Source organism: Maritimibacter sp. DP1N21-5 (genome assembly GCF_019218295.1).
In the GTDB taxonomy this organism is placed as follows: Bacteria; Pseudomonadota; Alphaproteobacteria; order Rhodobacterales; family Rhodobacteraceae; genus Maritimibacter.
In genome coordinates this window covers 1291249-1317028 of record NZ_JAHUZF010000006.1, presented here as the reverse complement: position 1 = coordinate 1317028, position 25780 = coordinate 1291249, and the positions used below count along the sequence as shown (strand labels likewise).

Sequence of the window (25780 nt, the reverse complement as noted above, 5' to 3'; positions counted from 1 at the left end):
CAAGTCTCGGTATGCTCTGAGCCCTAGGGACAAAGCGTTTGCCCCCGGTCACGATTGTGCTAAAGGGGGCTTTGACGCAGCCCGGTTCATGGGACGTGCCGGCTGTCCCGAGCGCTTGTTTGGGTACGGAAATCGGCCTCGCAAGAGGTCAACAAATGGGGCCAAGCGCCCGAAAACTGTGAGGAATTGATATGAGCGACGTCGCAGATCGCGTGAAGAAAATCGTTGTAGAGCACCTCGGCGTGGAAGAGGACAAGGTCACGGAATCGGCCTCGTTCATCGACGACCTGGGCGCGGACAGCCTCGACACCGTCGAGCTCGTCATGGCCTTCGAAGAAGAGTTCGGCATCGAGATCCCGGACGACGCGGCCGAAACGATCCAGACCTTCGGCGACGCGGTCAAGTTCATCTCGGAAAACGCTTGATCCACGGATCATCTGTTTCGCGGACGGCACCCCCAGCGGGTGCCGTTTTGCTTTGGAAACAGGCCATTCCCCAAGGCCCTCGCGTCCGGCGCAGGGGGGCGGAAGCCCGCCGTCTGCCGCGCGCGCGGGCCGTTTCCCGCTTGCCTAGCGGGGTCCGCGCGGGCTATTCAGCGCCCGTCGAATAAAGCAGTCAAAAAAGGGGGCGGTTCATGGAGAAGCGTCGTGTCGTCGTCACCGGGCTGGGCATCGTTTCGCCGCTGGCCTGTGGGGTTGAGGAAACCTGGAAGCGTCTTCTGGACGGTCAGTCGGGCGCAGGTCCGATCACCCGCTTCGACGCGAGCCGGGTCACCACGAACTATGCCTGTGAAGTGCCCTATGGCGACGGAACGGACGGGACCTTCAACCCGGACGACTGGATGGACCCCAAGGACCGGCGCAAGGTCGACGACTTCATCCTCTACGGCATGGCCGCCGCGATGCAGGCCGTGCAGGATGCCGGGATCGAAGCGGTGTCCGAGGACGAGGCGCTGCGCACGGGCGTCATGATCGGCTCCGGCATCGGTGGCCTGAACTCCATTGCCGAGACCGCGCTTCTGATCCACGAAAAAGGCCCGCGCCGGGTGTCGCCCTTCTTCATTCCGGGCGCGCTCATCAACCTGATCTCGGGCCAGGTGTCGATCAAATACGGCTTCAAGGGCCCGAACCACGCGGTCGTGACGGCCTGTTCGACGGGTGCCCATGCCATTGGCGATGCCTCCCGTCTGATCATGCTGGGCGACGCCGACGTGATGGTCGCGGGCGGGGCGGAAGCGGCGATTTCCGAGATCGGGATCGCGGGCTTCAACGCCTGCAAGGCGCTGTCGACGAAGCGCCCGGACGAGCCGCAGAAGGCGAGCCGTCCCTACGACGCCGACCGCGACGGTTTCGTCATGGGCGAGGGCGCAGGGATCGTGGTGCTCGAGGAATACGAACACGCCAAGGCGCGCGGTGCCAAGATCTATGCCGAGATCCTGGGCTATGGCATGTCGGGCGATGCCTATCACATCACCGCGCCCTCCGAGGATGGCGACGGCGGGTTCCGGGCCATGCAGGCGGCGTTGAAGTCTGCCGGTCTGAGCCCCGATGCGGTCGATTACGTGAACGCGCACGGCACCTCGACCATGGCCGACACCATCGAGCTTGGTGCGGTGGAACGGCTCATGGGAAATCATGCAGCGAATGTGACGATGTCCTCGACCAAGTCCTCCATCGGCCACCTTCTGGGCGCGGCCGGGTCGGTCGAGGCCATCTTCTCGATCCTCGCGCTGCGCGACCAGATCGCGCCGCCGACGATCAATCTCGATAATCCGGCGGTGGAGCCGAAACTCAGCCTCGCGGCGAACAAGGCGGAACCCCGCAAGATCGACGTGGCGCTGTCCAACTCCTTCGGTTTCGGCGGCACCAACGCCTGTCTCATCATGGGGCGGGTGGCTGACTGATGTGGCGCAACATCGCCTCTAATGCGCTGTCCCTGGCCATCGTCGCACTCGTCGTCGTGGGCGGCGTGGTGACCTGGGGCAAGCGGGAATATTCGGTGGCCGGTCCGCTTTCGCAAACGATCTGCGTGAAGGTTGAGAGCGGCACGAACTTCTCACGCCTGTCCGAACGGCTCGAAGCCGAGGGCGCCATCACCAGCCCGTCGATCTTCCGCATGGGGGCCGAATACACGGGCAAGACCCAGGACCTGAAGGCGGGCTCTTTCCTCGTCGAGGAAGGCGCCTCGATGGAAGAGATCGTGGACGTGGTGACGCGCGGCGGGGCTTCGACCTGCGGAACGGAAATCGTCTATCGCATCGGGGTGAACGCGGCAGAATACCATGTGCGCGAGCTCGATCCCGCGACGCAGAGCTTCGTCGAAGTGGCAGAGTTTGCACCCGATGCCGAAGTCCCGGCGGATTACACGCGGGTGCGGGCCGAGGCCGACACGCGCTACCGGATCGCTATCGCCGAAGGCGTGACCTCCTGGCAGATCGTGAATGCGCTTAATCAGGTCGAGTTCATGGACGGCGCGGTCGAAGGGCTTCCGGCGGAAGGCAGCCTCGCGCCCGACAGCTATGAGGTCCGTCCCGGTGCTTCGCGCCCGGAACTGGTGGCGCGGATGGAGGCGGCACAGATTCAGCGGCTGTCTGACGCCTGGGAAAACCGGGCCGGCGATCTGCCCTATGACACGCCCGAAGAGGCGTTGATCATGGCGTCCATCGTTGAAAAGGAGACCGGCATCGCGGCGGAACGTCCGCAGGTGGCCAGCGTCTTCGTCAACCGTCTGGAGCAGGGGATGCGGCTTCAGACCGACCCCACGGTGATCTATGGCATCACCAATGGCCAGGGCGTGCTGGGACGCGGGATCCGGCAGTCCGAACTGCGCGCCGAGACGCCCTACAACACCTATGTCATCGACGGGTTGCCGCCGACGCCCATCGCGAACCCGGGGCTTGCCAGCATTGAGGCGGCGCTCAATCCGGCGGACACGAACTTCCTGTTCTTCGTCGCGGACGGGACCGGGGGCCATGCTTTCGCCGCCACGCTCGAAGAGCACAACCGCAACGTCGCGCGCTGGCGCGAGATCGAGGCGGAGCGGGCCGCGAACCAATAGAACGCAGGGCGGCAGTTTGCCGCCCTTTTCTTTGCGCGGGTGCCGGGGTAGGCAAGCGTCATGCAACTCAACGAAATCACATATGATCAGGCGCAGCCCGTCGAAGGCTATGGCCCCGGGTTCTTTCGCGTGGCCGGAAAGGTCATCGAGGGGGCGATGATCGCCACCGGGACACGGGCCCTTTCCTGGGGCGGCCTTTCCGACCGGGCCGCGCTGGCCGCTCTGGCGGGGCAGGTGGATGTGCTGTTTCTGGGAACCGGGGCGGACATGTCTTTCGCGCCCGCCGATCTGGTCGCCGAGATGGACGCGCTCGGCATCGGGGTCGAGGCGATGGCGACGCCCTCGGCCTGTCGCACCTACAACATCACGCTTTCGGAGGGGCGGCGCGTGGCGCTCGCCGTGCTGCCCGTTTGAAGGACCTTGTGGTCACAGATCTGACCGTCTCGCGCGGCGGGGTTCCGGTGTTGGCGGGACTGAATTTCCGGCTGGCCGCCGGTCAGGTCCTGATCCTGCGCGGACCCAACGGATCGGGCAAGACGACGCTCCTGCGCACGCTGGCGGGGTTGCAGCCCGCCATGGCGGGCGAGGTGTCTCTGCCTGCCGAGACGATCGCCTATGGTGCCCATGCCGATGGACTGAAGGCCGTGCTGACGGTCGAGGAAAACCTGCGCTTCTGGGCGAGTGTCTATGGCACCGGTTCGGTGGAACCCGCCATCGAGGGCTTCAACCTGTCGGGGCTTCGTGGCCGAGCGGCGGGGAACCTGTCGGCGGGGCAGAAGCGGCGGCTTGGCCTCGCGCGGCTTCTCGTCACGGGACGGTCGATCTGGCTCCTCGACGAGCCGACGGTATCGCTCGACGCGGCGAGCGTGGCGCTTTTCGCCGATGCGGTGCGGGCCCATGTGGCGGCGGGCGGGGCGGCGCTGATCGCGACGCACATCGACCTCGGGCTCGACGCCGAGGTCTTCGACGTGACGCCCTACAAGGCCGAGGCCGGGTCGGGCACGGGACCAAGAGCGGCCATCGACAGTTCCTTCGACGAGGCCTTCCTGTGATCGCGCTTCTCCTGCGGGACCTACGCCTGTCGGTGCGGGCCGGCGGCGGCTTCGGCCTGGGGCTTGCGTTCTTCCTGATCGTCACGGCGCTGGTGCCCTTCGGTGTCGGCCCGGAGGCTGCGATCCTGGCACCCATCGCGCCGGGGATCCTTTGGGTCGGGGCGCTCTTGGCCTGTCTCCTGTCGCTCGACCGGATCTTCCAGCTCGATTTCGAGGACGGGACCCTCGATCTTCTCGCGACCGCGCCGATTCCGATGGAGGGCGCGGTGGTGATGAAGGCGGTGGCGCATTGGCTGACCACGGGTCTGCCGCTGGTGATCGCCGCGCCGGTCTTCGGCGGGCTCCTCAACATGCCTCCCGAGGGGTTCCTCTGGATCATGGGGAGCCTCGCGCTCGGCACGCCTGCGCTGTCGATGATCGGGGCCTTCGGAGCGGCGCTGACCGTCGGGCTGAAGCGCGGCGGGCTCTTGCTCTCGCTTCTCGTCCTGCCGCTGTACATTCCCACGCTGATATTCGGGGCCGAAGCCGCGGCACGCGGGATGGCGGGATTCGAGGCGATGACGCCGATGCTCATGGTCGCGGGGATCACGCTGGGGTCAATCGCGCTTCTACCTTTCGCGGCGGCTGCGGCATTGCGTATCAACCTGCGATAATGTGAATATGAGGCGCTTGCCCGGACCGGGACAACGCCATAGGGGAAGAGCATGGACGACGCGAGGATCAAGCAGGGACGTGATGGTTGGAACTGGCTCTGGGCCTGGGCCAACCCGGTCAAGTTCATGGAAATCTCGGGCTGGCTTCTGCCCTGGGCCACGGGGATTGCCGTGGTCACGCTGGCAGTCGGGCTGGTCTGGGGGTTCTTCTTCACGCCCGAGGCCGCGCGGTTTGGGTCCTCGGTGAAGATCATCTACGTCCACGTGCCGACAGCGATGATGGCGATCAACATCTGGGTGATGATGCTCGTCGCTTCGCTCATCTGGCTCATCCGGCGACATCACGTGAGCGCGCTAGCCGCCAAGGCGGCCGCGCTCGTCGGTGTGGTGATGACGCTCGCCGCGCTCATCACGGGCGCGGTCTGGGGCCAGCCGATGTGGGGCACCTGGTGGGCCTGGGACCCGCGCCTGACCTCGTTCCTCGTGCTTTTTCTGTTCTATCTGGGCTACATGGCGCTCTGGGCCGCGATCGAGGATCCGGACACCGCCGCCGACCTGACCTCCGTTCTGGCCATCGTGGGCAGCGTCTTCGCGCTCCTGTCCCGTTACGCGGTGAACTTCTGGAACCAGGGCCTTCATCAGGGAGCGAGCCTGTCGCTCGATGCCGAAGAGAACGTCTCGGACGTCTATTGGCAGCCGTTGGTGATCTGTCTCGTGGGCTTCGTGGCCCTTTTCGTGGCGTTGCTTCTGGTGCGCACCCGGACCGAGGTGCGCAAGCGGCGGCTTCATGCGCTTCAGATGCGCGAGAGGATGGCGGATGCTTGATCTGGGAAAATACGCGGGGCCGGTGATCTGGTCCTGGGTCGCGACGCTGGGGCTGATGGCCGCAGTCATCGCGCTGACATGGTGGCAGTCGAAACGCGCCAAGGCGGCGCTGGCGGCAGCCGAAGCACGGAGAACGTCGACGTCATGAAGCCCATGATGATCCTGCCGCCGCTGGTCTTTGCGGGCCTCGCGGCGCTGTTTTTCTTTGGCATGAACAGGGAGGGGGGCGATGCGCTCCCGTCCACCCGCGAAGGCGGGGTCGCCCCGGCGCTGACCGTGAGCGCCTTTCCGAATGCGGAGGGCTTCGACGCCGCGACGCTGGCTGACGGCAAGGTGAAGCTGGTCAATTTCTGGGCCTCCTGGTGCGCGCCTTGCCGGGTCGAACATCCGCAGCTCGTCGCGATGGCCGAGGCCGGCGTGCCGATCTATGGCGTGAACTATAAGGACACGACGGAGAACGCGGCGAAGTTCCTGAACGAGCTGGGCGATCCCTTCACAGCGCTCGTGCAGGACGATTCGGGCCGCACCGGGCTCGACTGGGGCCTTTACGGGGTGCCCGAGACATTCGTGATCGACGGCGACGGTGTTGTGGTGAAACGCTTCGCCGGGCCGATCACGGAAGAGATACTCGACAAGATCATTCGCCCGGCGATGGCCGAGGCGGCGGAATAGGCTTCGCCCCGGACTACGTCCGGGACGACCGATTGGGGGAGGCTTTGCCTCCCCGTCGCCGTTGCCTCTCGGACGAACGGCGCGACACTGGCGACCCCCTCCAGGGTACTTATGAAGCGGTGAAGGGGAACCGGGCACCTTTGGGTGCTGTTGCATTGCCCAAGGCGGGTGCTCGGCGGGCCGTCGCCGCCTATGTCGCGTATTGATTGGCCTGCGGGGGGCCCCGGCGCGAGAGTCATGGCATCATCAGGGAGGATGTCATGAGAGGATTTCTGATCGCAGGTGCCGTCTGTGCGGCAACGCCGCTTTTGGCCGAAAGCCACGGCGGCTGGACGCTCGAGGGGTTCCGGACGCCGGAATCGGCCTATTGGGAGGCCGGGAGCGGGCAGATCGTCGTGTCCAACATCGGTGTCTTCGGACCCGACGGGGGGATGGACGGGGGGCTGTCGCTGGTGTCGCCCGAAGGTGAGATGATCGAGGCGGATTGGGTAACCGGGCTGATGGACCCCAAAGGGATGGCATCGGCCAATGGCAAGCTCTATGTCGCGGACGCCACGGGGCTTCATGTGATCAACGTGGCCTCGGGCACGGTCGAGGCGACCGTGGCCCTCGAGGGGGCGATGTTTCCCAACGATGTGGCCATCGGTCCCGACGGGTCGGTCTATGTCACCGACATGATGGGGGGCGGGGTCTACCGTGTGATGGAGGGGACCGCGGAGGTCTTTGTCCCGGCTGGCAGCCTGTCCTTGCCAAACGGGATCTGGGCAGCGGAGGACGGGCTGATCGTGGGGTCCATGGGCGAGAGTTTCTCGATGGAGAACGGCGTGTCCGGCAGGGGCGCGCTCTTCAAGGTGGGCTACGACGGCGGTGCGCCGGCCATCGTGCCCGGCGGCGAGGAGACCGGGGCGATCGACGGCGTCGTGGTGGTCGGCAACAAGATCATCTGGTCCGACAATCCCACAGGCGAGCTCGTGGCGCTGGTGGAGGGCGCGCAGGAGGTGCTGGCCACGACCGAAGCGGGGGCCGCCGACATCGGCGTGAAGGACGGGATGCTGCTCGTGCCGCTCATGCAGGCGGGCAAGCTGACCGTGGTGCCGGTCGACTAGCCGGTTTCGGGTTTCGTCTGTCGCTGTCGCGACCTGCGACTGGGCGAGGGGGGGTGCCCCCTCGCGCTCCCCAGCTTGCTCTAGGCTGACGGGGTGAGAGGTGCGCGGGGGCGGCGTCTGAGTATTCGAGGACCGATGCAAGGGCGCGCGCCCCGAAGTATCAGGCGTTGCCCATGCGGGTAAAGAGGCCCGCGTCCTCGGCAGCGCGGCGGATCGCCTTGGACTTGTTCACGGTCTCCATGAACTCGGCCTCGGGGTCGGAGTCATAGACCACGCCGCCGCCGGACTGGATATAGAGCTTGCCGTCCTTCACCACGGCGGTGCGTAGCGCGATACACATATCCATGTCGCCCATTGCCGAGAAATAACCGACGCCGCCGCCATAGACGCCGCGCTTTTCCGGCTCCAGCTCGTCGATGATCTCCATCGCGCGGACTTTCGGTGCGCCGGAGACGGTGCCCGCGGGCATCCCGGCGAGGAAGGCCGACAGCGCGTCGTGGTCATCGCTGAGTTCGCCCACCACATTCGAGACGATGTGCATGACGTGGCTGTAGCGTTCGACGATGAATTCCTCGGTCGGGCGCACGGTGCCGATCCTGGCCACCCGGCCCACGTCGTTGCGCCCGAGATCGAGCAGCATGAGGTGTTCGGCCAATTCCTTCTTGTCGGCGAGCAGGTCTTCTTCCAGCGCCTTGTCCTCGGCAGGCGTCGCGCCACGCGGGCGGGTGCCGGCGATGGGGCGGATGGTCACCTCGCGGCCGAAAACGCGCACGAGGATTTCGGGCGAGGCGCCGATGACCTGGAACTCCCCGAAATTGAAATAGAACATGAAGGGCGAGGGGTTCGTGCGCCGCAGGCTCCGGTAGAGGGCGAAGGGCGGCAGGGGGAAATCCTGCGTCCAGCGTTGCGCCGGCACGACCTGAAAGATGTCGCCTGCGCGGATGTAGTCCTTCGCCTTCTCGACAGCGGCAAGATATTCGTCATGGGTGAAGTTCGATACCGCCTCGCCGATCTCGGTGGCCTCGCCCAGATCATGGGTCGTGGCGGGCCGGCGTTCGAGGTCGCGCAGGGCGTCCTGAACGCGCTCGGCGGCCTGGGCATAGGCGGCGCGGGCGGTGAGGCCCGAGGATTGGAACGATGGCGCGACGAGCGCGACCTCGCCCTTCACTCCATCCAGAACGGCGACCACCGAGGGACGCATCATGAGCGCGTCGGGATTGCCGATAGGGTCGGGGTTCACATTGGGTAGCCGTTCGACCAGCCGGATCATGTCGTAGCCGAGATAGCCGAAAAGTCCGGCAGAGGCGGCCGGCAGACCTTCTGGCAAGTCGATCTCGCTTTCGGCGAGGATGGCACGAAAGGCGGTCAGCGGGTCAGTGGTGTCGTCGGTGAAGGCGTCCGCGTCGAACCGGGCCTGCCGGTTGGTGCGCGACTGCGTGCCCCGGCATTCCCAGATCAGATCGGGCTTCATGCCGATGATGGAATAGCGGCCCCGGACCTCGCCGCCCGTGACGCTTTCGAGCATGAAGCTGTCCTTGCGCGCCTCGGTCAGCTTCAACATGAGCGACACCGGGGTGTCGAGGTCGGCGGCGAGCCTTGTGTAGACGACCATGTTGCGGCCTTCGCTCCAGCCGCGTTCAAAGTCTTCGAAAGTGGGCGTGAGGCGCATGGTCGGATCTGTTCTTGTCTGGCTCTTACGGGAAGTTCGCGTGGACGGCGTTGATCACCGCCTGATCGAGGGTGACGCCGGTCTGCTCCTCGATGGCGGTGGCGAAGGCATCCTGCAGGTCGAGCGCGAGGGTCTGGCCCATCCGCGCCGAGAAGGTCGACTTGATCTGCCGGGCCTCTTCAGAGGACTGGTCGGGCTCGGCGATCGCGTCGAGCCGGGCCATGACGGTGATCCCGTCACCGGAAATGACGCGCCACTCGCCGACCTCCATCGCGAAGATCTCTTCGAGAAGGGACGGGGGTGTCCCTGCGACGAAGGCGGTGCGCGCCATGTCCTCTTCCACCACTTCGGCGAGTCCTTGAGTGGCGGGCGTTTCGTTGCCTTCGGCGAAGAGCGCGATCAGCTCCTGCGCGCGGGCAGTAAGGGCGCTTGCCGTGGCATCGGCACGCCAGTCGGCGACGACCTCGTCGCGCACGTCATCGAGCGGCCGGAGTTCCGGGGCCCGGATTTCGTCGAGACGGATTGCGGCGACCGAGCCATCGGAGAGTTCGAAAACCTCGGGGAAGTCGGTCTGGGTGACATCGGCGGCGGCGCTCCGGAAGCCGTCGTAGGCGGCGATGCCGTCTTCCATGCCCTCGTACCAGGCGATCTTGCCGACGGTGAGTCCCTCTTCGGCTTCGGCCAGTTCCTCGAGCGTCGCGCCGGAGGCGAGTTGTTCGTCGAGCTCGCGCGCCTTGGCCTGCACGAGGCGACGGGCAGCATCGGCGGTGTAGTCGGTGAGAAGCCCCTCCCGGGCCTCCTCGAAGGTGGTCTCCGACGCCGCGAGGATAGCGTTCATCCGAAAGAGCGCCGGGCCGAGGTCGGTGTCGATGGGGCCGACAACGCCGGGTTCCTCGAGCGCGAAGATGGGCTCTCCGGCGGCGCCGAGTGCGCCTCGGGTCACATCGCCAAGGTCGGCGTCGCCCAGCGACAGTCCACGGGCTTCCACTTCGTCGTCGAAGTTCGTCTCGCCCGCGGCGATCCGGTCAGCGGCGGATTGGGCGGCGCCTTCATCGGCAAAGACGAGGCGCTCGACGAGGCGGCGTTCCGGAATCACGAATTCCTCGAGCCGCGCCTCATACTGCTGTCGGAGGTCCTCGTCCGAGACCGGAATCTGGGCAACCACGTCCTCGGGACGCATCCAGGCATAGGTGATCTGGCGGGTTTCGGGCTGGGTGTAAGCTTCGGGGTTCGCGTCATACCAGGCCTGCACCTCTTCGTCCGAGGGGGCTGGCACGGGCGTTTCAAGCGCGGTGGCGGTCACTTCGGCCCAGGTGAAATCGCGGGTCTCGCGGGCATACGCGTAGAGCGTGTTGGTATAGACCTCGGGCATGGTGACGCCTTGCGTCACGGCACCAGCGAGGATCGTGCGGGCCACCTCGGCGCGCATGGTTTCCTCGAACTCGCGGGCGGTGAGGCCGGACTGGTCGAGCACGAAGTTGTAGGTCTCGCGGTCGAAGGCGCCGTTGGGGCCCTGAAAGGCCTCGATCTCGGTCACGCGGGTGGCGAGGTTCTGGTCGCCCACGGAAATGCCGACGCGCGCGGTTTCGTTCTCGAGCGCCGTGGTGGTGATCACGCGGGACAGGACCTGCTGGTCGAGACCGATGGTCTGGGCCTGCGCCATGGTAATGTTCTGGCCGGTCTGGGCCTCCCAGGCGCGGAACTCGGCGTTGAGTTCGCGGAAATAGGCGGAGGCGTCGATATCGGTGTCGCCGACGCGGCCGATGGAATTGGCCGAACCGCCGAAGTTGAACGAGCCGAAGCCCACCAGTCCCACGAGCACGAGGCCCATGATGATCCAGACGAAAAAGCGCGAAATGTTCGAGAACATGGGTTCCTCACCGTTGGGTCAGTGGGTTGTAGCGGGGGGGCGGGACATTGCCAACAGGGGAACGGGAATTGCCGGGCCGGGGCAGGGTGTTTCCCGTCACGACTTCGTCGTGCCGCGACCCGCCGGGGGCTGCCGCCCCCGGACCCCCGCCAAGTGGGGGCTCTGCGCCCATACCCAAGTTTAAAGTGGGGGCTCTGCGCCCACACCCAAGTCTAAAGTGGGGGCTCTGCCCCCACACCCCCGGGATATTTATGAACCAGAGAAGCAGGGGACGCGGGGCGATGGGTTTGGGTTCAGGCGCGGCGCCTGCGGGCGAGATTTTGGCGAAAGGGGGGCATTCGAGGGAGCGGACGGGAAACGGGCAGGGAATGGGCTCGCGGGGGGCGGCGCAAAAGGAAAGGGCCGCTCGCGGGCGGCCCTTGATCCAGATCTCGGTGGCGCGGGGTGTCGCGCGATCAGCGGTTTTCCACGTCCACGTAGTCGCGTTGCGTTTCGCCGACGTAGAGTTGGCGCGGACGGCCGATCTTCTGTTTCGGGTCTGCGAGCATTTCTTTCCACTGGGAAATCCAGCCCACGGTGCGCGCGAGCGCGAAGATCGGGGTGAACATGGCGGTCGGGAAGCCCATCGCCTCGAGGATGATGCCAGAATAGAAATCTACGTTCGGGAAGAGCTTTTTCTCGGCGAAATAGGGGTCTTCGAGCGCCTGTTTTTCCAGTTCCTTGGCGACTTGAAGCAGCGGGTTGTTCTCGATTCCCAAAAGGTCAAGCACTTCGTCCGCCGACTGCTTCATCACCTTCGCACGCGGGTCGAAGTTCTTGTAGACGCGGTGGCCGAAGCCCATGAGGCGGAAGGGGTCGTCCTTGTCCTTGGCGCGGGCGATATACTCCGGGATGCGGTCGACGGTGCCGATTTCCTTCAGCATTTCGAGGCAGGCCTGGTTCGCGCCGCCATGCGCCGGCCCCCAGAGACAGGCGATGCCGGCCGCGATGCAGGCGAAGGGGTTCGCGCCCGACGAACCGGCCAGACGCACGGTCGAGGTCGAAGCGTTCTGTTCGTGGTCGGCGTGGAGCGTGAAGATCCGGTCCATGGCGCGCGACAGGATCGGGTTGACCTCATAGGTTTCCGCCGGCACCGAGAAACACATGTGCAGGAAGTTCGAGGCGTAATCGAGGTCGTTGCGCGGATAGACGAAGGGCTGGCCCACCGTGTATTTGTAGGCCATCGCCGCGATGGTCGGCATCTTCGCAATCATCCGGATCGAGGCGACTTCGCGCTGCCAGGGGTCCGCGATATCGGTCGAGTCGTGATAGAAGGCGGACATCGCGCCGACCACGCCCACCATGATCGCCATGGGATGCGCGTCGCGGCGGAAGCCCGAGTAGAACTTGATCATCTGCTCGTGGAGCATCGTGTGGCGGGTCACTCGGAACTCGAAGTCCTCAAGCTCGGCCCCGGTCGGCAGGTGACCATAGAGAAGGAGAAAGCAGACCTCGAGGAAATGCGACTTCGAGGCGAGCTGGTCGATCGGATAGCCCCGGTGCAGAAGCACACCCTCTTCGCCGTCGATGAAGGTGATCGTCGAGTCGCAGGCCGCGGTCGAGGTAAAGCCCGGATCGAAGGTGAAGACGTCGCCCTGTGCATAGAGCTTGGAGATGTCGATCACGTCCGGCCCGACGCTGGGCGAATACATCGGAAGTTCGAGTTCCTTGTCACCAAAACTCAGCTTGGCCGTTCCGGTCTGCTTCGTCATTCCACATGTCCTCTGTTGGTGCCTGCGCCCGAAGGGCAGGAGGTTACTTGCTGGCGTCTGCGAGGCGGGCGAGGGTTTCCTCCCGTCCCAGAGTCAGCATCATATCGAATACGCTCGGGCTTTGGGCGCGTCCGGCGAGCGCGGCACGCAGGGGGGCCGCGAGCTTGCCGAACTTCAATTCGTGGGCTTCTGCCGTCGCGTTGAGAATAGTCTCCAATTCTTCGCGCATCCAGCTAGCAGTTTGCAACTGCGGCGTCAATTCTTCCAGTATACGACGGGATACAGCGTCAAGCGACGCGGCTGCCTTCTCGTCCAGATCGAGGGGTCGAGACACCAGCGCGAAATGAGACTTTTCAAGGAGTTGCGGCAGCGTTTTGGCTCCGGTGCGGGTGAATTCCAGGGCGGGCAACAGGGCCTTGACCTGCGCGTCAGTCAATGCTGGCTGCGACGTCGCGTCAAGATAATCCTGCAGTTGCGAAATAAGCGTCTCGGGGTCCGTCATCTGGATGTGCTGGCCCGAGACATGGTCGAGTTTCTTGAAGTCGAGCCGCGCCGCGCCCTTGCCGATCCCCGTGATGTCGAACCATTCCAACGCCTGCGCGTCGGTAAACACCTCGTCATCGCCATGCGACCAGCCGAGCCGGGCGAGGTAGTTGCGCATGGCCGAGGCGGGGTACCCCAGCGCGCGGTATTCCTCTACCCCGGCCGCGCCGTGGCGCTTCGAGAGTTTCTTGCCGTCGGGTCCGTGGATGAGGGGGATATGGGCGAAGACCGGCACGTCCCAGCCCATCGCGTCATAGATCATCTTCTGGCGCGCGGCGTTGTTGAGGTGGTCGTCGCCCCGGATCACATGGGTCACGCCCATGTCGTGATCGTCCACGACGACGGCGAGCATATACGTGGGGTTACCGTCAGAACGCAGCACGATCATGTCGTCCAACTGGTCGTTGCCGAAGGTCACGTCGCCCTGCACGGCGTCATGGATCACGGTCTTGCCGTCGCGGGGCGCCTTGACCCGGATCGCGAAGGGCGCGTCGGGATGTGTTGCGGGGTCGGCATCGCGCCAGGGCGACTGAAAGAGCGTCGAGCGGCCCTCGGCGCGGGCGGCTTCACGGAAAGCCTCGATCTCGTCCTGGGTCGAGAAGCATTTGTAGGCCGTGCCGGATGCGAGCATGGCCTCGGCCACCTCGCGGTGACGGGGGGCCTGTTCGTATTGGCTCAGGGCCTCGCCGTCGTGATCGAGGCCGAGCCAGTCCATCGCCGCGAAGATCGCCGCCGTCGCCTCGGGCGTGGAGCGCTCGCGGTCGGTGTCCTCGATCCGGAGCAGGAACTTGCCGCCGCGCCCGCGCGCGTAGAGCCAGTTGAACAGCGCCGTGCGCGCGCCGCCGATGTGAAGATAGCCGGTGGGCGAGGGCGCGAAACGGGTGACGACGGGGGTATGCGACATGGGGCGCGTTAACCTTTCGGAAACCATGGAGAGGGTAGCGTCGGGCATGGTCTAGACGTCCGGGCGGGAGAGGACAAGTGCAGCCACCGGGGAGAGGTCTCGCGATGGTTTCCGAGCGATTGGAGCGCTTGCGCGGGCGGCTGGTGCTTTTCGCGCCGGTGTTCCTGGGGATCGGGATCGGCGGGTATTTCCTGCTGCGCGTCGAACCGGGCCGTGTGACCTGGGCGCTCATCGCGTTCGCGGTCCTCGGTCTGGGCCTTCTCGCGCGGTGGATCGGGCGGCGGTCGCTGTCGGGGTTCGGACTGCCCGTGCTCGCCGTGGCTGCGGTGCTCTGCGGCGTGGGCGTCGCTGGTTGGCGGGCCGACCGGGTCGCCGCACCGGTGCTTGGCTTTCGCTACTACGGCCCCGTGGAAGGGCGCATCGTCGCGGTGGATGTCTCGGGGTCAGACGCAGTGCGGCTCACCCTCGACGAAGTGCGACTCGACCGGTTGCGACCCGAGCGGGTGCCGAAACGGGTGCGCGTTTCGCTTCATGGTGCGCAGCAATGGATCGCCCCAACACCCGGGATGCGTGTCGCCGTCACCGCCCATCTGTCAGGTCCTGAAGGTCCCGTGGAGCCCAACGGGTTCGATTTTCGCCGGCAGGCATGGTTTCGCGGGATCGGCGCCGTGGGCTATACGCGCGTGCCCGCGATGGTGGTGGCCCCGTCCGAGCGCGACCTGCCGATCGCCCGGCTGCGGGCTGGGATTTCCGCGGCGGTGCGTGCCGCGATCCCAGGCGAGGCGGGGGCTTTCGCCGCCGCGATCACCACGGGCGACCGGGCGGCGATGGGGACGGCAACGGTAGAGACGCTACGCGATTCGAACCTCGCGCATCTTCTTGCGATCTCGGGCCTTCACATGGGGCTTCTGGTGGGCTTCGTCTTTGCGAGCCTGCGGCTGGGGCTGGTCCTCGTGCCCGGCTGGGCGACCCGGACCGACATTCGCCGGATCGCGGCGGCCGGGGCGCTTGTGGCGGGGGGCTTCTACCTGTCGTTGTCGGGCGGAGCCGTGTCGACCGAACGGGCCTTCATCATGGTGGCGGTGATGATGGGCGGGATCATCGCAGGGCGGCGGGCGCTGACGCTGCGGGCGGTTGCGGTGGCGGCGCTGGTGCTCTTGGTTCTGCAACCCGAAAGCCTCGTGGAGGCCGGGTTCCAGATGTCCTTTGCGGCGACCACGGCGCTGGTCGCGGTCTTCGGGACCTTGCGGTCGTTCGAGACGGGTCGGGTACCCAAATGGGCGCGGCCAGTCTTTGCCGTTGTGCTGTCTTCACTTGTTGCGGGTCTGGCCACGGCGCCGTTCTCGGCGGGGATCTTCAACCGCGTTGTGCATTACGGGTTGATCGCCAATGTGGTGGCGGTTCCCGTCATGGGGACCCTGATCATGCCGCTGGCCGTGGTCGCGGCGCTTCTCGCGCCGCTCGGGCTGTCGTGGATCGCGCTCGACCTCATGCGCTGGCCCATCGAGTGGATCCTCTGGGTCGCGCGCTGGACCGCCGACTTGCCGGGAGCAGTGGACACGGTCGTCGTGCCGCCGGGCTGGGTCCTGCCGGTGATCGCGCTCGGTGGGTTGACGACGATCCTCTTGCGCGGATGGGGGCGGGTTCTGGGGGCGGCAGCGGTTGCCGCGGCCCTGGTCGGCTGGACGCAGGCGACCCGGCCCGACATCCTGATTTCGCCCAGCGGGGGCTTGGTCGGGGCGATGGGCGCAGACGGGCGTGGCCTGTCCAAGGATCGCGGCGATGGCTTCGCGGCCGAAAACTGGCTCGCCAATGATGGCGACGGCGCGGATCAGCCCACCGGCTTCGCGCGGGCGGTGTTCACGGGCGAGGAGGGGCTGCGGATCGCCGAGGTCAAGGGGTTGACGGTCGCGCATCTGGCCGGGCGCGGGGCGTTGGATCGCGTGGGGGAGGCGTGTGCAGTGGCGGATTTCGTCGTAGTGACCAAGACGCCGGAAGGGGGCGCGCCATGCCCGGTATTGTCGGAGGCGGTGCTGTCGCAGACGGGGTCCATGGCGATCTGGATCGGAAACGGAAACGCGCGGATCGTGACCGAGGCCCAGGTGTCGGGGCGGCGGCCCTGGACTATGGCGGGACGGCGCGCGGGCGAGGGGGCCAGAAACGATGAAGGGCGCGGCGATGATGCGTCCGCGCCCTTGGCGATGTATCTCGGGTTGGAAGCCCCCGTTCAGTAGGTGCGGATCAGCCCCACGAGCTTGCCCTGCACCTTGACCTGTCCCTCGCGCAGAAGGCGCGTTTCATAGGCCGGGTTGGCGGCTTCCAGCGCGATCATGTCACCGGAGCGGCGAAAGCGCTTCAGCGTCGCTTCATAGCCGTCGACCTGTGCCACCACGATGTCGCCATTGTCCGCCGAGGAGGTTTCCCGGATGATCACGACGTCGCCGTTGTTGATCCCCGCGTTGATCATGGAATCGCCCTTGACCTCGAGCGCGTAATGTTTGCCCCGGCCCGCGACCATGCCGCCCGGCACGGCGACGTGGCTTTGTCCGTCCTCGATCGCCTCGATCGGGATACCGGCGGCGATGCGCCCCAGAAGCGGCAGTTCGAGCGCCGGGACGCTGTTGTCCATGCTGATCGCGGCGGAGGGGCGGCTGTCGGGCAGGTCGCCGTCGATGACCCGGGGCGAAAACCCGGTCTTGCCACCGGTTTCGAGCGTTTCGGGCAGGCGAGTGATTTCGATGGCGCGGGCGCGATGAGCGAGGCGACGGATATATCCGCGTTCCTCGAGCGCCGTGATGAGACGGTGAATGCCGGACTTCGAGCGCAGTTGCAGCGCTTCTTTCATCTCGTCGAAACTGGGCGGCACGCCGTCGCGTTGCACGCGCTTGTGGATGAATTCGAGAAGGTCCAGTTGTTTCTTCGTCAGCATCGCTCGCCCTCTGATCGTTTTGGGCCGATCCCGCGCGTTGCGCGGCGCGGCCGTTCAGGTAATGTTCTACGCGCGTTCCCGTTTCGTGTCAACGTTGTGGTGACGTGTGAGGGTCTAGAGCGTGAGGTAGGGCACCGGTTCGCCCGCCGCGCGCGCCGGGTCGTTCGGCGGCCGGACGATCAGCGCGTTGGCGGTGGCCAGCACCGACAGAAGAGCCGAGTCCTGACGGTCCATGGCGGCGATCCCGTCCGCCGACAGCACCGCGCGCATGTAATGCTGTCGGGGTCCGTTTTCACCCAGAGGCGCGGTAAGGACGGCCGTGGCGGGGCGGCTCGCGACTTCGGTCTGGCCCAGCAGGCGACGGACCGCGGGCAGAACGAAGACCGTGCCGCAGACCATGGCCGAAACCGGGTTTCCGGGGAGACCGATCATCGGCGTCGTCCCCATCCGGCCTGCCATGAGCGGTTTGCCGGGGCGCATGGCGACCTTGTAGAAGGCCTGTTCCATGCCCAGTTCGGCCGCGACCTGCCCCACGAGGTCATGGTCGCCCACCGAGGCGCCGCCGATGGTGAGGACAACGTCGGCGTTCTCGGCAAGGCCAAAGACCGTGGCGAGGCTTTCGCGCGTGTCGCGGGCGATGGGCAGGAGCCGGGCATTGGCGCCCGCAGCATCGATCATGGCCTTCAGCCCGAAGGAATTCGAAGCGACGATCTGGTCCGGGCCGGGGTCCTCGCCGGGCATGACAAGCTCGTCCCCGGTGGCGATGATTGCCACGTCGGGACGTCGGGTCACGGTCACCTCCGGCACGTTCATCGACGCGATGAGAGCCACGTCCTTGGGCGTGAGGACGCGCGGGGCCTCGACTGTGTCGCCTACGCGAAAATCGTTGCCGGCGGGGCGGATGTTCGGGCCCGACGAAAGGTTGCGGTGCAGCGTGATGAGGCTGCCGCGCAGGGTGACATCCTCCTGGATCACGACGTGATCGGCGCCCTCCGGCACCGGGGCGCCGGTGAAGATGCGCACGGCCTGGCCGGGGCCGACGCTGCCCTCGAACCGCTCCCCGGCGCGAGCCTCGCCCACCACCTTGAAGAGCGCGTCGGGTTCGACTTCGACATCCTTCACGGCGTAACCGTCCATCGCCGAGGCGGCAAAGGGTGGCTGGTCGCGCGTGGCGGTGACCGGAAAGGCGAGAGTGCGGCCCGCAGCTTGTGCCAGCGGCACCGTTTCGGTCGGAAGCGGCGTGACAAGGTCGAGGATGCGGGCGAGCGCTTCTTCAACCGAGATCACGAGTTTGCCTCGTAGGTTCCTGATTTTCCGCCAGATTTTGCGAGGAGATGAATGCCCTCGATGCGCATGCCTTTCTCGGCTGCCTTGAGCATGTCGTAGATCGTGAGCGATGCGACCGAGACGGCCGTGAGCGCTTCCATCTCGACCCCGGTCTGGCCCGAGGTCTTGACCGTCGCGGTGACGCGGACACCGGGCAGGTCGTCGTCGCAGGTCAGGTCGAGCGACACCTTGGTGATGGGCAGCGGATGGCAGAGTGGGATCAACTCGGCGGTTTTCTTGGCGCCCATGATCCCGGCGAGCCGCGCGATGCCGAGGACGTCGCCCTTTTTCGCAGTTCCTTCCCTGACAAGCGCGAGCGTCGCGGGCTCCATCACGACGCAGCCTGTGGCGATGGCGGTGCGGTCGGTGACGGGCTTGCCGGAGACGTCGACCATATGGGCCTGTCCGGCAGCGTCGAAATGGGTGAGCTTGTCGGTCATCGCGGTTCCTCAGGCAGGCACGGGATTGGCGAGCAGCCGGCGCGTGGCGGCCTCTACGTCGTCCTGTCGCATGAGGCTTTCCCCGATAAGGAAGCTGCGCGCGCCGACATGGGCCATCTCGGCGAGGTCCTCGGGCGTGAAGAGGCCGGATTCGCAGACGAGGTGACGCGCGGGATCCGCGATCTTCGCCAGCTCCCGAGTGGTATCGAGCGTCGTCTCGAAGGTCTTGAGGTTGCGGTTGTTGATGCCGAGGAGCGGCGATTTCAACGCGGCGGCGCGGTGAAGCTCCTCCGCATCATGCACTTCGACGAGCACGTCCATGCCCCAGTCGAACGCAGCAGCTTCGAGATCGGCGGCCTGGGCGTCGTCGACGGAGGCCATGATGATGAGGATGCAGTCGGCCCCGAGCGCGCGGGCCTCGGTCACCTGCCAGGTGTCATACAGGAAGTCCTTGCGCAGGACAGGCAGGTCGGTCGCGGCGCGGGCGGCGACGAGGTAGTCTTCATGACCCTGAAAACTGGGCGCATCCGTGAGCACCGAGAGGCAGGTTGCACCCCCGGCCTCGTAAGCCTTGGCGAGCGCGGGCGGGTCGAAGTCCGGGCGGATGAGGCCCTTGGAAGGCGAGGCCTTCTTCACCTCGGCGATGAGCCCGTAGCCGCGGCTGGCGGCCTGTGTCAGGCGCGATGCGAAACCGCGGGGCGCGGAGGCGGAGCGGGCGGCGGCCTCGAGCTCGGACAGGGTCCGCTCGGCTTTGCGGGCGGCGACCTCTTCGAGTTTGTAGGCTTTGATCTTGTCGAGCACGTTGGTCATGGCTCGGGTTTAGTCTCGGGGCGGGGATTGGGCAAGGTGGACTGAGGTATCGCGGGTGGCGGCGCCGTAATAAGAAGAAAGAGCACGGGCGGTCCGGTGCTGCGACCTCGGTCGGACTTGCGAAGGGACGCGCGCGGTGCGAGCGTGGACGCAATGGAGGAGACCATGGCAGAGCAATACGACGATATCCCTGCGATCGCGCTCGAATGGCATCGCTCGGGCAAAGGTGCGGTCCTCGCAACGGTCGTGGAAACCTGGGGCTCCGCGCCGCGCCCGGTGGGATCGCAGCTCGTTATTTCGGGGGCGGGCGAGATACAGGGCTCGGTCTCGGGCGGCTGTGTCGAAGGGGCGACGGTGCTTGAGGCGATGGAGGCGCTGGAGGACGGCGAGTCGCGGCTCCTGACCTATGGCGTGTCCGATGACGAGGCTTTCGCGGTGGGGCTCGCCTGTGGCGGGACGATCCGGGTGCTGGTCGAACCCGTAGGCCGGGCGGTGCCCGAGGATATGCTCGCGGAGCTGGTCGCGAAACGCGCGGCGCGGGAGCCCGTTGGCTATGTCGTCGATCTGGACGACTGGGCGCGACGGCTTGTGGGAGTGGACACGGTGCCGGAGCGGTTCCGGGCTGACCGGTCCGGGGTCGAGGAAGACGGGCGCAGCTTCGTGGCCGTTCACAACCCGCCGCTGCGCATGGTGATCGTTGGTGCGGTTCACATCGCGCAGGCGCTGGTGCCCATGGCGCGGCTGGCCGGATACGACCCGCTGATCATCGATCCGCGCGGGGCCTTTGCGCAGGAGCACCGATTTCCCGGCGAGGACATCCGCGAGGATTACCCCGACGAGGTCCTGCCGGATTACGGACTCGACGCGCGCACCGCGGTGGTGACGCTGTCGCATGATCCCAAGATCGACGATCCCGCCATCGAGGCGGCGCTCAGGTCCAAGTGTTTCTACATCGGGTCGCTGGGGTCCAAGCGGACCCATGCGAAACGCGTGGACCGGCTGACCGAGCGCGGTTTTTCGGCAGAGGAGATCGCGCGGATCCATGCGCCGGTCGGGCTCGATATCGGGGCCAAGTCGCCCGCGGAGATCGCGGTGTCGGCCATGGCGCAGATCACGCAAGTCCTTCGGCAAGGCTGATGGACTTCGGGTCGGTTCCGGTCGAGGCGGCTGAGGGGGCGGTTCTGGCCCATTCGGTCGCGCTTCCCGGGGGCAAGCTCAAGAAAGGCACGCTGCTCGGCGCAGACGAAGTGACGCGCCTGTCGGAGGCCGGCGTTGCGCGGGTGACGGTCGCGCGTCTCGGACCCGAGGACATGGGCGAAGACGCGGCCGCCCTTGCGCTAGCCGAGGCACTGGTCGCGGGGCAGGCGGGACTTCGGCTCTCGAAGCCCTTCACCGGGCGCGTGAACATTTTGGCCGAAGGGCCGGGGCTCGCCCGCCTCGATGCAGCGCGGCTTCATGCAGTCAACGCCGTGGACGAGATGCTGACGCTCGCGACCGTCCCTGACTGGCACCGGATGGACAAGGGCGGCATGGTCGGAACGGTGAAGGTCATCTCCTACGGCGTGGCGCGATCGGCGGTGGAGGCGGCGGTCGAGGCCGGGCGCGGTGCGGTTGGCCTCTGGCCCGTGCAGACGAAGACCGCCGATCTCATCGTGACCGAGCACGACGCCGGGTCGACCGAGGACACCGGGCGGGGCTACCGGGCGATCGAGGCAAGGCTTGCCGCGCTTGGCATGACGCTGGGCGCCGTGTCGCATGTGGCGCATGAAACGGGCGCGGTCGCGGGGGCGTTGGCGGCGAGTGTGGCGGATATGGTACTGATCCTGACCGCCTCGGCGACCTCGGACCCGCGCGACGTGGGGCCGGAGGGGCTTCGAGAGGCCGGCGGCACCGTTACCCGCTTCGGAATGCCGGTCGATCCCGGGAATCTCCTTTTCTATGGCGCCGCGCGCGACGGGCGGCCCGTGATCGGTCTGCCGGGCTGTGCCCGCAGCCCCGCGATGAACGGGGCCGACTGGGTGCTCGAGCGGCTCGCCGTGGGCGCGGCACCGACGGCCGAAGAGATCTCGGCCATGGGGGTGGGCGGGCTCCTGAAGGAGATTCCGACGCGGAAACAACCACGTGGCGGCTGAAGCACTGTGGAGCCCGGATTTCGGACAACCCCGACCAAGGTGTGAGAGGCTAACCTAAAAGTCCTGTTTCCAAATGCAGGCTTCGGGTGCTTTAGTGAGTCAAAAGACGTCATAGGGAGGAACACATGACGAAAGTCACGATGACCGTGAACGGCAAGTCCGTGTCCGGCGAGGCGGAAGGGCGCACGCTGCTCTCGACCTTCATCCGCGATAACCTGCGCCTGACCGGCACACATGTGGGTTGCGACACCGGGCAATGCGGCGCCTGCACCATCCATGTGAACGGGCGCAGCGTGAAATCCTGCAACATGTTCGCAATCGAGGCCGACGGCGCTGAAGTTCTGACCATCGAGGGGATGGCCAATGCCGACGGCTCGCTCGGAACGATCCAGCAGGCCTTTCAGGACCACCACGGGCTTCAGTGCGGCTTCTGCACACCGGGGATGGTGATGACGGCGGCGGCGCTCCTCAAAGACAACCCCAAGCCCTCCGAGGATGAGGTGCGTTCCTACCTTTCGGGGAACCTGTGCCGCTGCACAGGCTACCACAACATCGTCAAGGCGATCATGGCGGCGTCCGGGCAGGACGTGTCCGCCGTCGCCGCAGAATGAACCGGCGTTAGCCAGCAGAGAATCCAGGGAGGATCATATGCCAGCAGATGGAGGCATCGGCGCGCCGAACAAGCGCCGCGAAGACGTTCGGTTCCTGACCGGTAAGGGGCGTTACACCGACGACCTGAACCGTCACGGCCAGACCCACATGTATATCCTGCGTTCGCAGGTCGCGCATGGGAAGATCAACGGGATCGACACCTCCGCCGCAGAGGCGATGGAGGGCGTGGTCAAGATCCTGACCGGCAAGGACTTCGAGGGCGTGGGGAGCATTCCCTGCGGCTGGCAGGTCACCGACAGGCACGGCCAGCCGATGCAGGAGCCGGCGCATCCGGTCCTTGCGCAGGGCAAGGTGCGGCATGTGGGCGACCCCATCGCCGCGGTGATCGCCGAAACGCTCGATCAGGCGCGTGACGCCGCCGAGGCGATCGAGGTCGACATCGAGGAACTTCCCGCCGTCATCGACATGAAGGAAGCGGTGAAGGAGGGGGCCGTCAAGGTCCACGACGAGTTGACCTCGAACCTGTGTTACGACTGGGGGTTCGTCGAGGAAAACAAGGCGGCCGTGGACGAGGCTTTCGAGAAGGCCGCGCATGTCACGACGCTCGAGCTTGTCAACAACCGTCTCGTCGCGAACCCGATGGAGCCCCGCGTGGCCATCGGCGAGTATGACGAGGCCGACGGCATGTCGACGCTCTACACCACCTCGCAGAACCCGCATGTGATCCGGCTGCTCATGGGCGCCTTCGTTCTCGGTATTCCCGAGCACAAGCTGCGCGTGGTCGCCCCTGACGTGGGCGGCGGCTTCGGCACCAAGATCTTCCACTACGCGGAAGAGGCGCTCGCCACCTTTGCCGCGAAACAGATCAAGCGCCCGGTGAAATGGACCTCGTCGCGTTCGGAAGCCTTCATGTCCGACGCGCATGGCCGCGACCACGTGACCAAGATCCAGCTCGCGCTCGATGCCGACAACAACTTCACCGCGCTGCGCACCGATACTTACGCGAACATGGGCGCCTATCTGTCCACCTTCGCGCCGTCGGTGCCGACGTGGCTCCACGGGACGTTGATGGCGGGCAACTACAAGACGCCGCTCATCTATGTGAACGTGAAGGCCGTCTTCACCAATACCGTTCCGGTGGATGCCTATCGTGGTGCTGGTCGCCCCGAAGCGACCTTCCAGCTCGAACGGCTGGTGGACAAGGCCGCGCGGGAGCTGGGCGTGGATCCCATCGCGCTCAGACGCCAGAACTTCATCACTGAGTTCCCCTATGCGACCCCCGTGGCCGTCGAATACGACACCGGCGACTACGTGGCGACCATGGACAAGCTCGAGGAGATGATCGACCGCGACGGTTTCGAGGCGCGTGCCGCGGAGTCGAAGAAGAACGGCAAGCTGCGCGGTCTCGGCGTGAACTGCTATATCGAGGCCTGCGGCATCGCGCCGTCGAACCTCGTGGGTCAGCTGGGCGCGCGGGCCGGTCTTTACGAAAGCGCGACGGTGCGGGTGAACGCCACCGGCGGCCTCGTGGTCATGACCGGATCGCACAGCCACGGGCAGGGTCACGAGACCGCCTTCCCGCAGGTCATCGCCGAGATGATCGGGATCGACCCCTCGATGGTCGAGATCGTGCATGGCGACACCGCCAACACGCCGATGGGCATGGGCACCTATGGCTCGCGCTCGCTCGCCGTGGGCGGGTCCGCCATGGTGCGGGCCACCGAGAAGATCATCAACAAAGCCAAGAAGATCGCCGCTCACCTGCTCGAGGCCGCCGACGGCGACATCGAGCTCAAGGACGGGAAATTCTCGGTCGCGGGCACGGACAAGTCCGTGGCCTGGGGCGATGTGACGCTCGCGGCCTATGTGCCCCACAACTACCCGCTCGAAGACATCGAGCCGGGGCTGGAGGAGACCGCCTTCTACGACCCGTCGAACTTCACCTATCCCTCTGGCGCCTATGCCTGCGAGGTCGAAGTGGACCCGGAAACCGGCAAGGTGACGATCGAAAGCTTCGCGGCGGCCGATGATTTCGGAAATATCGTGAACCCGATGATCGTCTCGGGGCAGGTGCACGGCGGGATCGCGCAGGGCATCGGTCAGGCGCTGCTGGAAGGGGCGGTCTACGACGCGGACGGCCAGCTCCTGACCGGCTCCTACATGGACTATGCGATGCCGCGGGCGGATGACGTGCCCTTCTATGCGGTGGACCACTCCTGCCAGACCCCTTGCACCCACAACCCGCTGGGGGTGAAGGGCTGCGGTGAGGCCGGGGCCATCGGGTCGCCGCCGGCGGTGGTCAATGCGGTCGTGGATGCGCTGCAACGCGCCGGCCATGACATCACCCATATCGACATGCCGCTCTCGCCCGGTCGGGTCTGGGCCGCGATGAACGGCAAGTAAGGAGGACGAACCATGTATGCATTCGAACTGGAACGGCCCACCTCACTGGCCGATGCGGAAGCGGCGATTTCGGCGGGGGGGCAACCCCTCTCCGGAGGCCAGACGCTGATCCCGACACTGAAACAGCGTCTGGCGATGCCCGAAACGCTCGTGTCGCTGACCGCGATCGACGAGTTGAAAGGCATCTCGAAAGAGGGCGACACGCTGGTCATCGGTGGGGCGACTTGCCACGCCGATGTGGCGGCGGAAGGGTCATTCCCGGCTCTTTCCGCGCTCGCGGGGAAGATCGGCGACCCCCATGTGCGCAACCGGGGCACCATCGGGGGCTCGCTTGGCAACAACGACCCCTCGGCCTGTTACCCCGCAGCGGCACTTGGCTCCGGTGCCACCATCGTGACCAACAAACGCGAGATCGCCGCGGACGATTACTTCACCGGTCTCTTCGAGACAGCTCTCGATGAGGGCGAGTTCGTCAAGGCGGTGAAGTTCCCGATCCCGGAAAAGGCGGCTTACGTCAAATTCGAACAGCCTGCCTCGCGTTTCGCGCTGGTCGGGGTCTTCGTGACCAAAGGGTCCGACGGGGTTCGGGTCGCCGTGACCGGCGCGTCCGAAGGCGGCGTGTTTCGCTGGAAGGAAGCGGAAGAGGCATTGTCATCCAACTTCTCGGCCTCGGCGCTCGAAGGGCTGTCGGTCGATGCAGACGACATGATCGGCGACATCCATGCCTCCAAGGCCTATCGCGCACATCTGGTCGGCGTGATCACCAGGCGCGCGGTCAATACCTGTTAGGCGATAACCGACATCAGGTCTGCGCCTCGCGCCGCCTGATATGCAATAACGCCGCGTCCCATCCGGGGCGCGGTTCCGTTTCGGCGGGCGGATAAGCGCCGGAATATCAGCGCGTTGCGCGGATCCACGCCGGGCAGGGGCTCCCGCTTTATTCTCCCTCTGGCGGAACATCGGGGGAAGCCCCCACGTTCTCCCCATCAAAGGCGGCGCGGGATGCGTGCGCCGCGAGAGGAGAAC

The 25780-nt window shown here is 66.1% G+C and carries 24 protein-coding genes; 16 read left to right on the top strand and 8 right to left on the bottom strand.

Annotated elements, in window-relative coordinates; genetic code table 11:
- Positions 1-191 precede the first annotated feature (191 nt).
- The 10 genes from KJP29_RS14140 to KJP29_RS14095 all read left to right on the top strand — a co-directional run bounded on the left by KJP29_RS14140 (position 192) and on the right by KJP29_RS14095 (position 7365).
- The gene (locus KJP29_RS14140; RefSeq protein ID WP_218464180.1) at positions 192-425 is read left to right on the top strand and encodes an acyl carrier protein; all 234 of its coding nucleotides are present in this window, start codon (positions 192-194) and stop codon (positions 423-425) included.
- Positions 426-634: 209 nt separating this feature from the next.
- A complete protein-coding gene (gene fabF, locus KJP29_RS14135; protein WP_218464179.1) occupies positions 635-1903 on the top strand; it encodes a beta-ketoacyl-ACP synthase II in 1269 nt (422 codons plus the stop codon).
- Positions 1903-3057, top strand: a complete 1155-nt coding sequence (mltG, locus tag KJP29_RS14130; RefSeq protein ID WP_218464178.1) for an endolytic transglycosylase MltG — start codon at positions 1903-1905, stop codon at positions 3055-3057. Before fabF ends, mltG begins: the two co-directional genes overlap by 1 nt.
- Positions 3058-3117: 60 nt before the next feature.
- Complete coding sequence (locus KJP29_RS14125) at positions 3118-3471, top strand: Mth938-like domain-containing protein (protein ID WP_218464177.1); 354 nt, start codon at positions 3118-3120, stop codon at positions 3469-3471.
- A complete protein-coding gene (ccmA, locus tag KJP29_RS14120) occupies positions 3468-4109 on the top strand; it encodes a heme ABC exporter ATP-binding protein CcmA (protein ID WP_218464176.1) in 642 nt (213 codons plus the stop codon). The genes KJP29_RS14125 and ccmA overlap by 4 nt, the downstream gene beginning before the upstream one ends.
- Positions 4106-4762, top strand: a complete 657-nt coding sequence (gene ccmB, locus KJP29_RS14115; protein ID WP_218464175.1) for a heme exporter protein CcmB — start codon at positions 4106-4108, stop codon at positions 4760-4762. Before ccmA ends, ccmB begins: the two co-directional genes overlap by 4 nt.
- A 51-nt stretch (positions 4763-4813) precedes the next feature.
- A complete protein-coding gene (locus tag KJP29_RS14110; protein WP_218464174.1) occupies positions 4814-5587 on the top strand; it encodes a heme ABC transporter permease in 774 nt (257 codons plus the stop codon).
- A complete protein-coding gene (ccmD, locus tag KJP29_RS14105; RefSeq protein WP_218464173.1) occupies positions 5580-5735 on the top strand; it encodes a heme exporter protein CcmD in 156 nt (51 codons plus the stop codon). The genes KJP29_RS14110 and ccmD overlap by 8 nt, the downstream gene beginning before the upstream one ends.
- Positions 5732-6259 carry a DsbE family thiol:disulfide interchange protein gene (locus KJP29_RS14100; protein ID WP_218464172.1) on the top strand — a complete coding sequence of 176 codons (528 nt, stop codon included), beginning with the start codon at positions 5732-5734 and terminating at the stop codon, positions 6257-6259. Before ccmD ends, KJP29_RS14100 begins: the two co-directional genes overlap by 4 nt.
- Before the next feature lie 260 nt (positions 6260-6519).
- Entirely contained in the window at positions 6520-7365 is an 846-nt protein-coding gene (locus tag KJP29_RS14095; RefSeq protein WP_218464171.1) for an SMP-30/gluconolactonase/LRE family protein, read from the top strand.
- 160 nt (positions 7366-7525) lie between these two features.
- Here the strand turns inward: KJP29_RS14095 and trpE are convergent, their stop codons facing one another.
- The 4 genes from trpE to gltX form a co-directional block, all read right to left on the bottom strand.
- Positions 7526-9034, bottom strand: a complete 1509-nt coding sequence (trpE, locus tag KJP29_RS14090; protein ID WP_218464170.1) for an anthranilate synthase component I — start codon at positions 9032-9034, stop codon at positions 7526-7528.
- Between the two features lie 25 nt (positions 9035-9059).
- Positions 9060-10904: a peptidylprolyl isomerase gene (locus KJP29_RS14085; RefSeq protein ID WP_218464169.1), complete on the bottom strand. Its 1845-nt coding sequence runs from the start codon at positions 10902-10904 to the stop codon at positions 9060-9062.
- A 455-nt stretch (positions 10905-11359) separates the two neighbouring features.
- A complete protein-coding gene (gene gltA / locus KJP29_RS14080; RefSeq protein ID WP_218464168.1) occupies positions 11360-12655 on the bottom strand; it encodes a citrate synthase in 1296 nt (431 codons plus the stop codon).
- A gap of 43 nt (positions 12656-12698) precedes the next feature.
- Entirely contained in the window at positions 12699-14102 is a 1404-nt protein-coding gene (gene gltX, locus KJP29_RS14075; protein WP_218464167.1) for a glutamate--tRNA ligase, read from the bottom strand.
- Between the two features lie 104 nt (positions 14103-14206).
- Here gltX and KJP29_RS14070 point away from each other — a divergent pair, with 104 nt between their 5' ends.
- Entirely contained in the window at positions 14207-16336 is a 2130-nt protein-coding gene (locus KJP29_RS14070; RefSeq protein ID WP_218464166.1) for a ComEC/Rec2 family competence protein, read from the top strand.
- Here KJP29_RS14070 and lexA read toward each other — a convergent pair.
- The 4 genes from lexA to trpC all read right to left on the bottom strand — a co-directional run bounded on the left by lexA (position 16330) and on the right by trpC (position 19607).
- Entirely contained in the window at positions 16330-17031 is a 702-nt protein-coding gene (gene lexA, locus KJP29_RS14065; RefSeq protein ID WP_218464165.1) for a transcriptional repressor LexA, read from the bottom strand. The two genes, KJP29_RS14070 and lexA, sit on opposite strands and share 7 nt — an antisense overlap.
- 114 nt (positions 17032-17145) lie before the next feature.
- The gene (glp, locus tag KJP29_RS14060; RefSeq protein ID WP_218464164.1) at positions 17146-18318 is read right to left on the bottom strand and encodes a gephyrin-like molybdotransferase Glp; all 1173 of its coding nucleotides are present in this window, start codon (positions 18316-18318) and stop codon (positions 17146-17148) included.
- Positions 18315-18797: a cyclic pyranopterin monophosphate synthase MoaC gene (moaC, locus tag KJP29_RS14055; RefSeq protein ID WP_218464163.1), complete on the bottom strand. Its 483-nt coding sequence runs from the start codon at positions 18795-18797 to the stop codon at positions 18315-18317. Before moaC ends, glp begins: the two co-directional genes overlap by 4 nt.
- A 9-nt stretch (positions 18798-18806) precedes the next feature.
- The gene (gene trpC / locus KJP29_RS14050) at positions 18807-19607 is read right to left on the bottom strand and encodes an indole-3-glycerol phosphate synthase TrpC (protein ID WP_218464162.1); all 801 of its coding nucleotides are present in this window, start codon (positions 19605-19607) and stop codon (positions 18807-18809) included.
- 165 nt (positions 19608-19772) lie between these two features.
- On the opposite strand from trpC, the gene KJP29_RS14045 reads away from it, so the two are divergent.
- The 5 genes from KJP29_RS14045 (at position 19773) to KJP29_RS14025 (ending at position 25543) form a co-directional block, all read left to right on the top strand.
- A complete protein-coding gene (locus KJP29_RS14045; RefSeq protein ID WP_255553623.1) occupies positions 19773-20744 on the top strand; it encodes an XdhC family protein in 972 nt (323 codons plus the stop codon).
- Complete coding sequence (locus tag KJP29_RS14040) at positions 20744-21739, top strand: molybdopterin-binding protein (protein WP_218464160.1); 996 nt, start codon at positions 20744-20746, stop codon at positions 21737-21739. The genes KJP29_RS14045 and KJP29_RS14040 overlap by 1 nt, the downstream gene beginning before the upstream one ends.
- A gap of 125 nt (positions 21740-21864) precedes the next feature.
- Positions 21865-22350 (top strand): (2Fe-2S)-binding protein, encoded by a 486-nt coding sequence (locus KJP29_RS14035; protein WP_218464159.1) that lies wholly within the window; start codon positions 21865-21867, stop codon positions 22348-22350.
- Positions 22351-22387: 37 nt separating this feature from the next.
- Entirely contained in the window at positions 22388-24754 is a 2367-nt protein-coding gene (locus KJP29_RS14030) for a xanthine dehydrogenase family protein molybdopterin-binding subunit (protein WP_218464158.1), read from the top strand.
- A 12-nt stretch (positions 24755-24766) separates the two neighbouring features.
- On the top strand, positions 24767-25543 hold the full coding sequence (locus KJP29_RS14025; RefSeq protein ID WP_218464157.1) for a xanthine dehydrogenase family protein subunit M: 777 nt from the start codon (positions 24767-24769) through the stop codon (positions 25541-25543).
- The last annotated feature ends 237 nt before the right edge of the window (positions 25544-25780 follow it).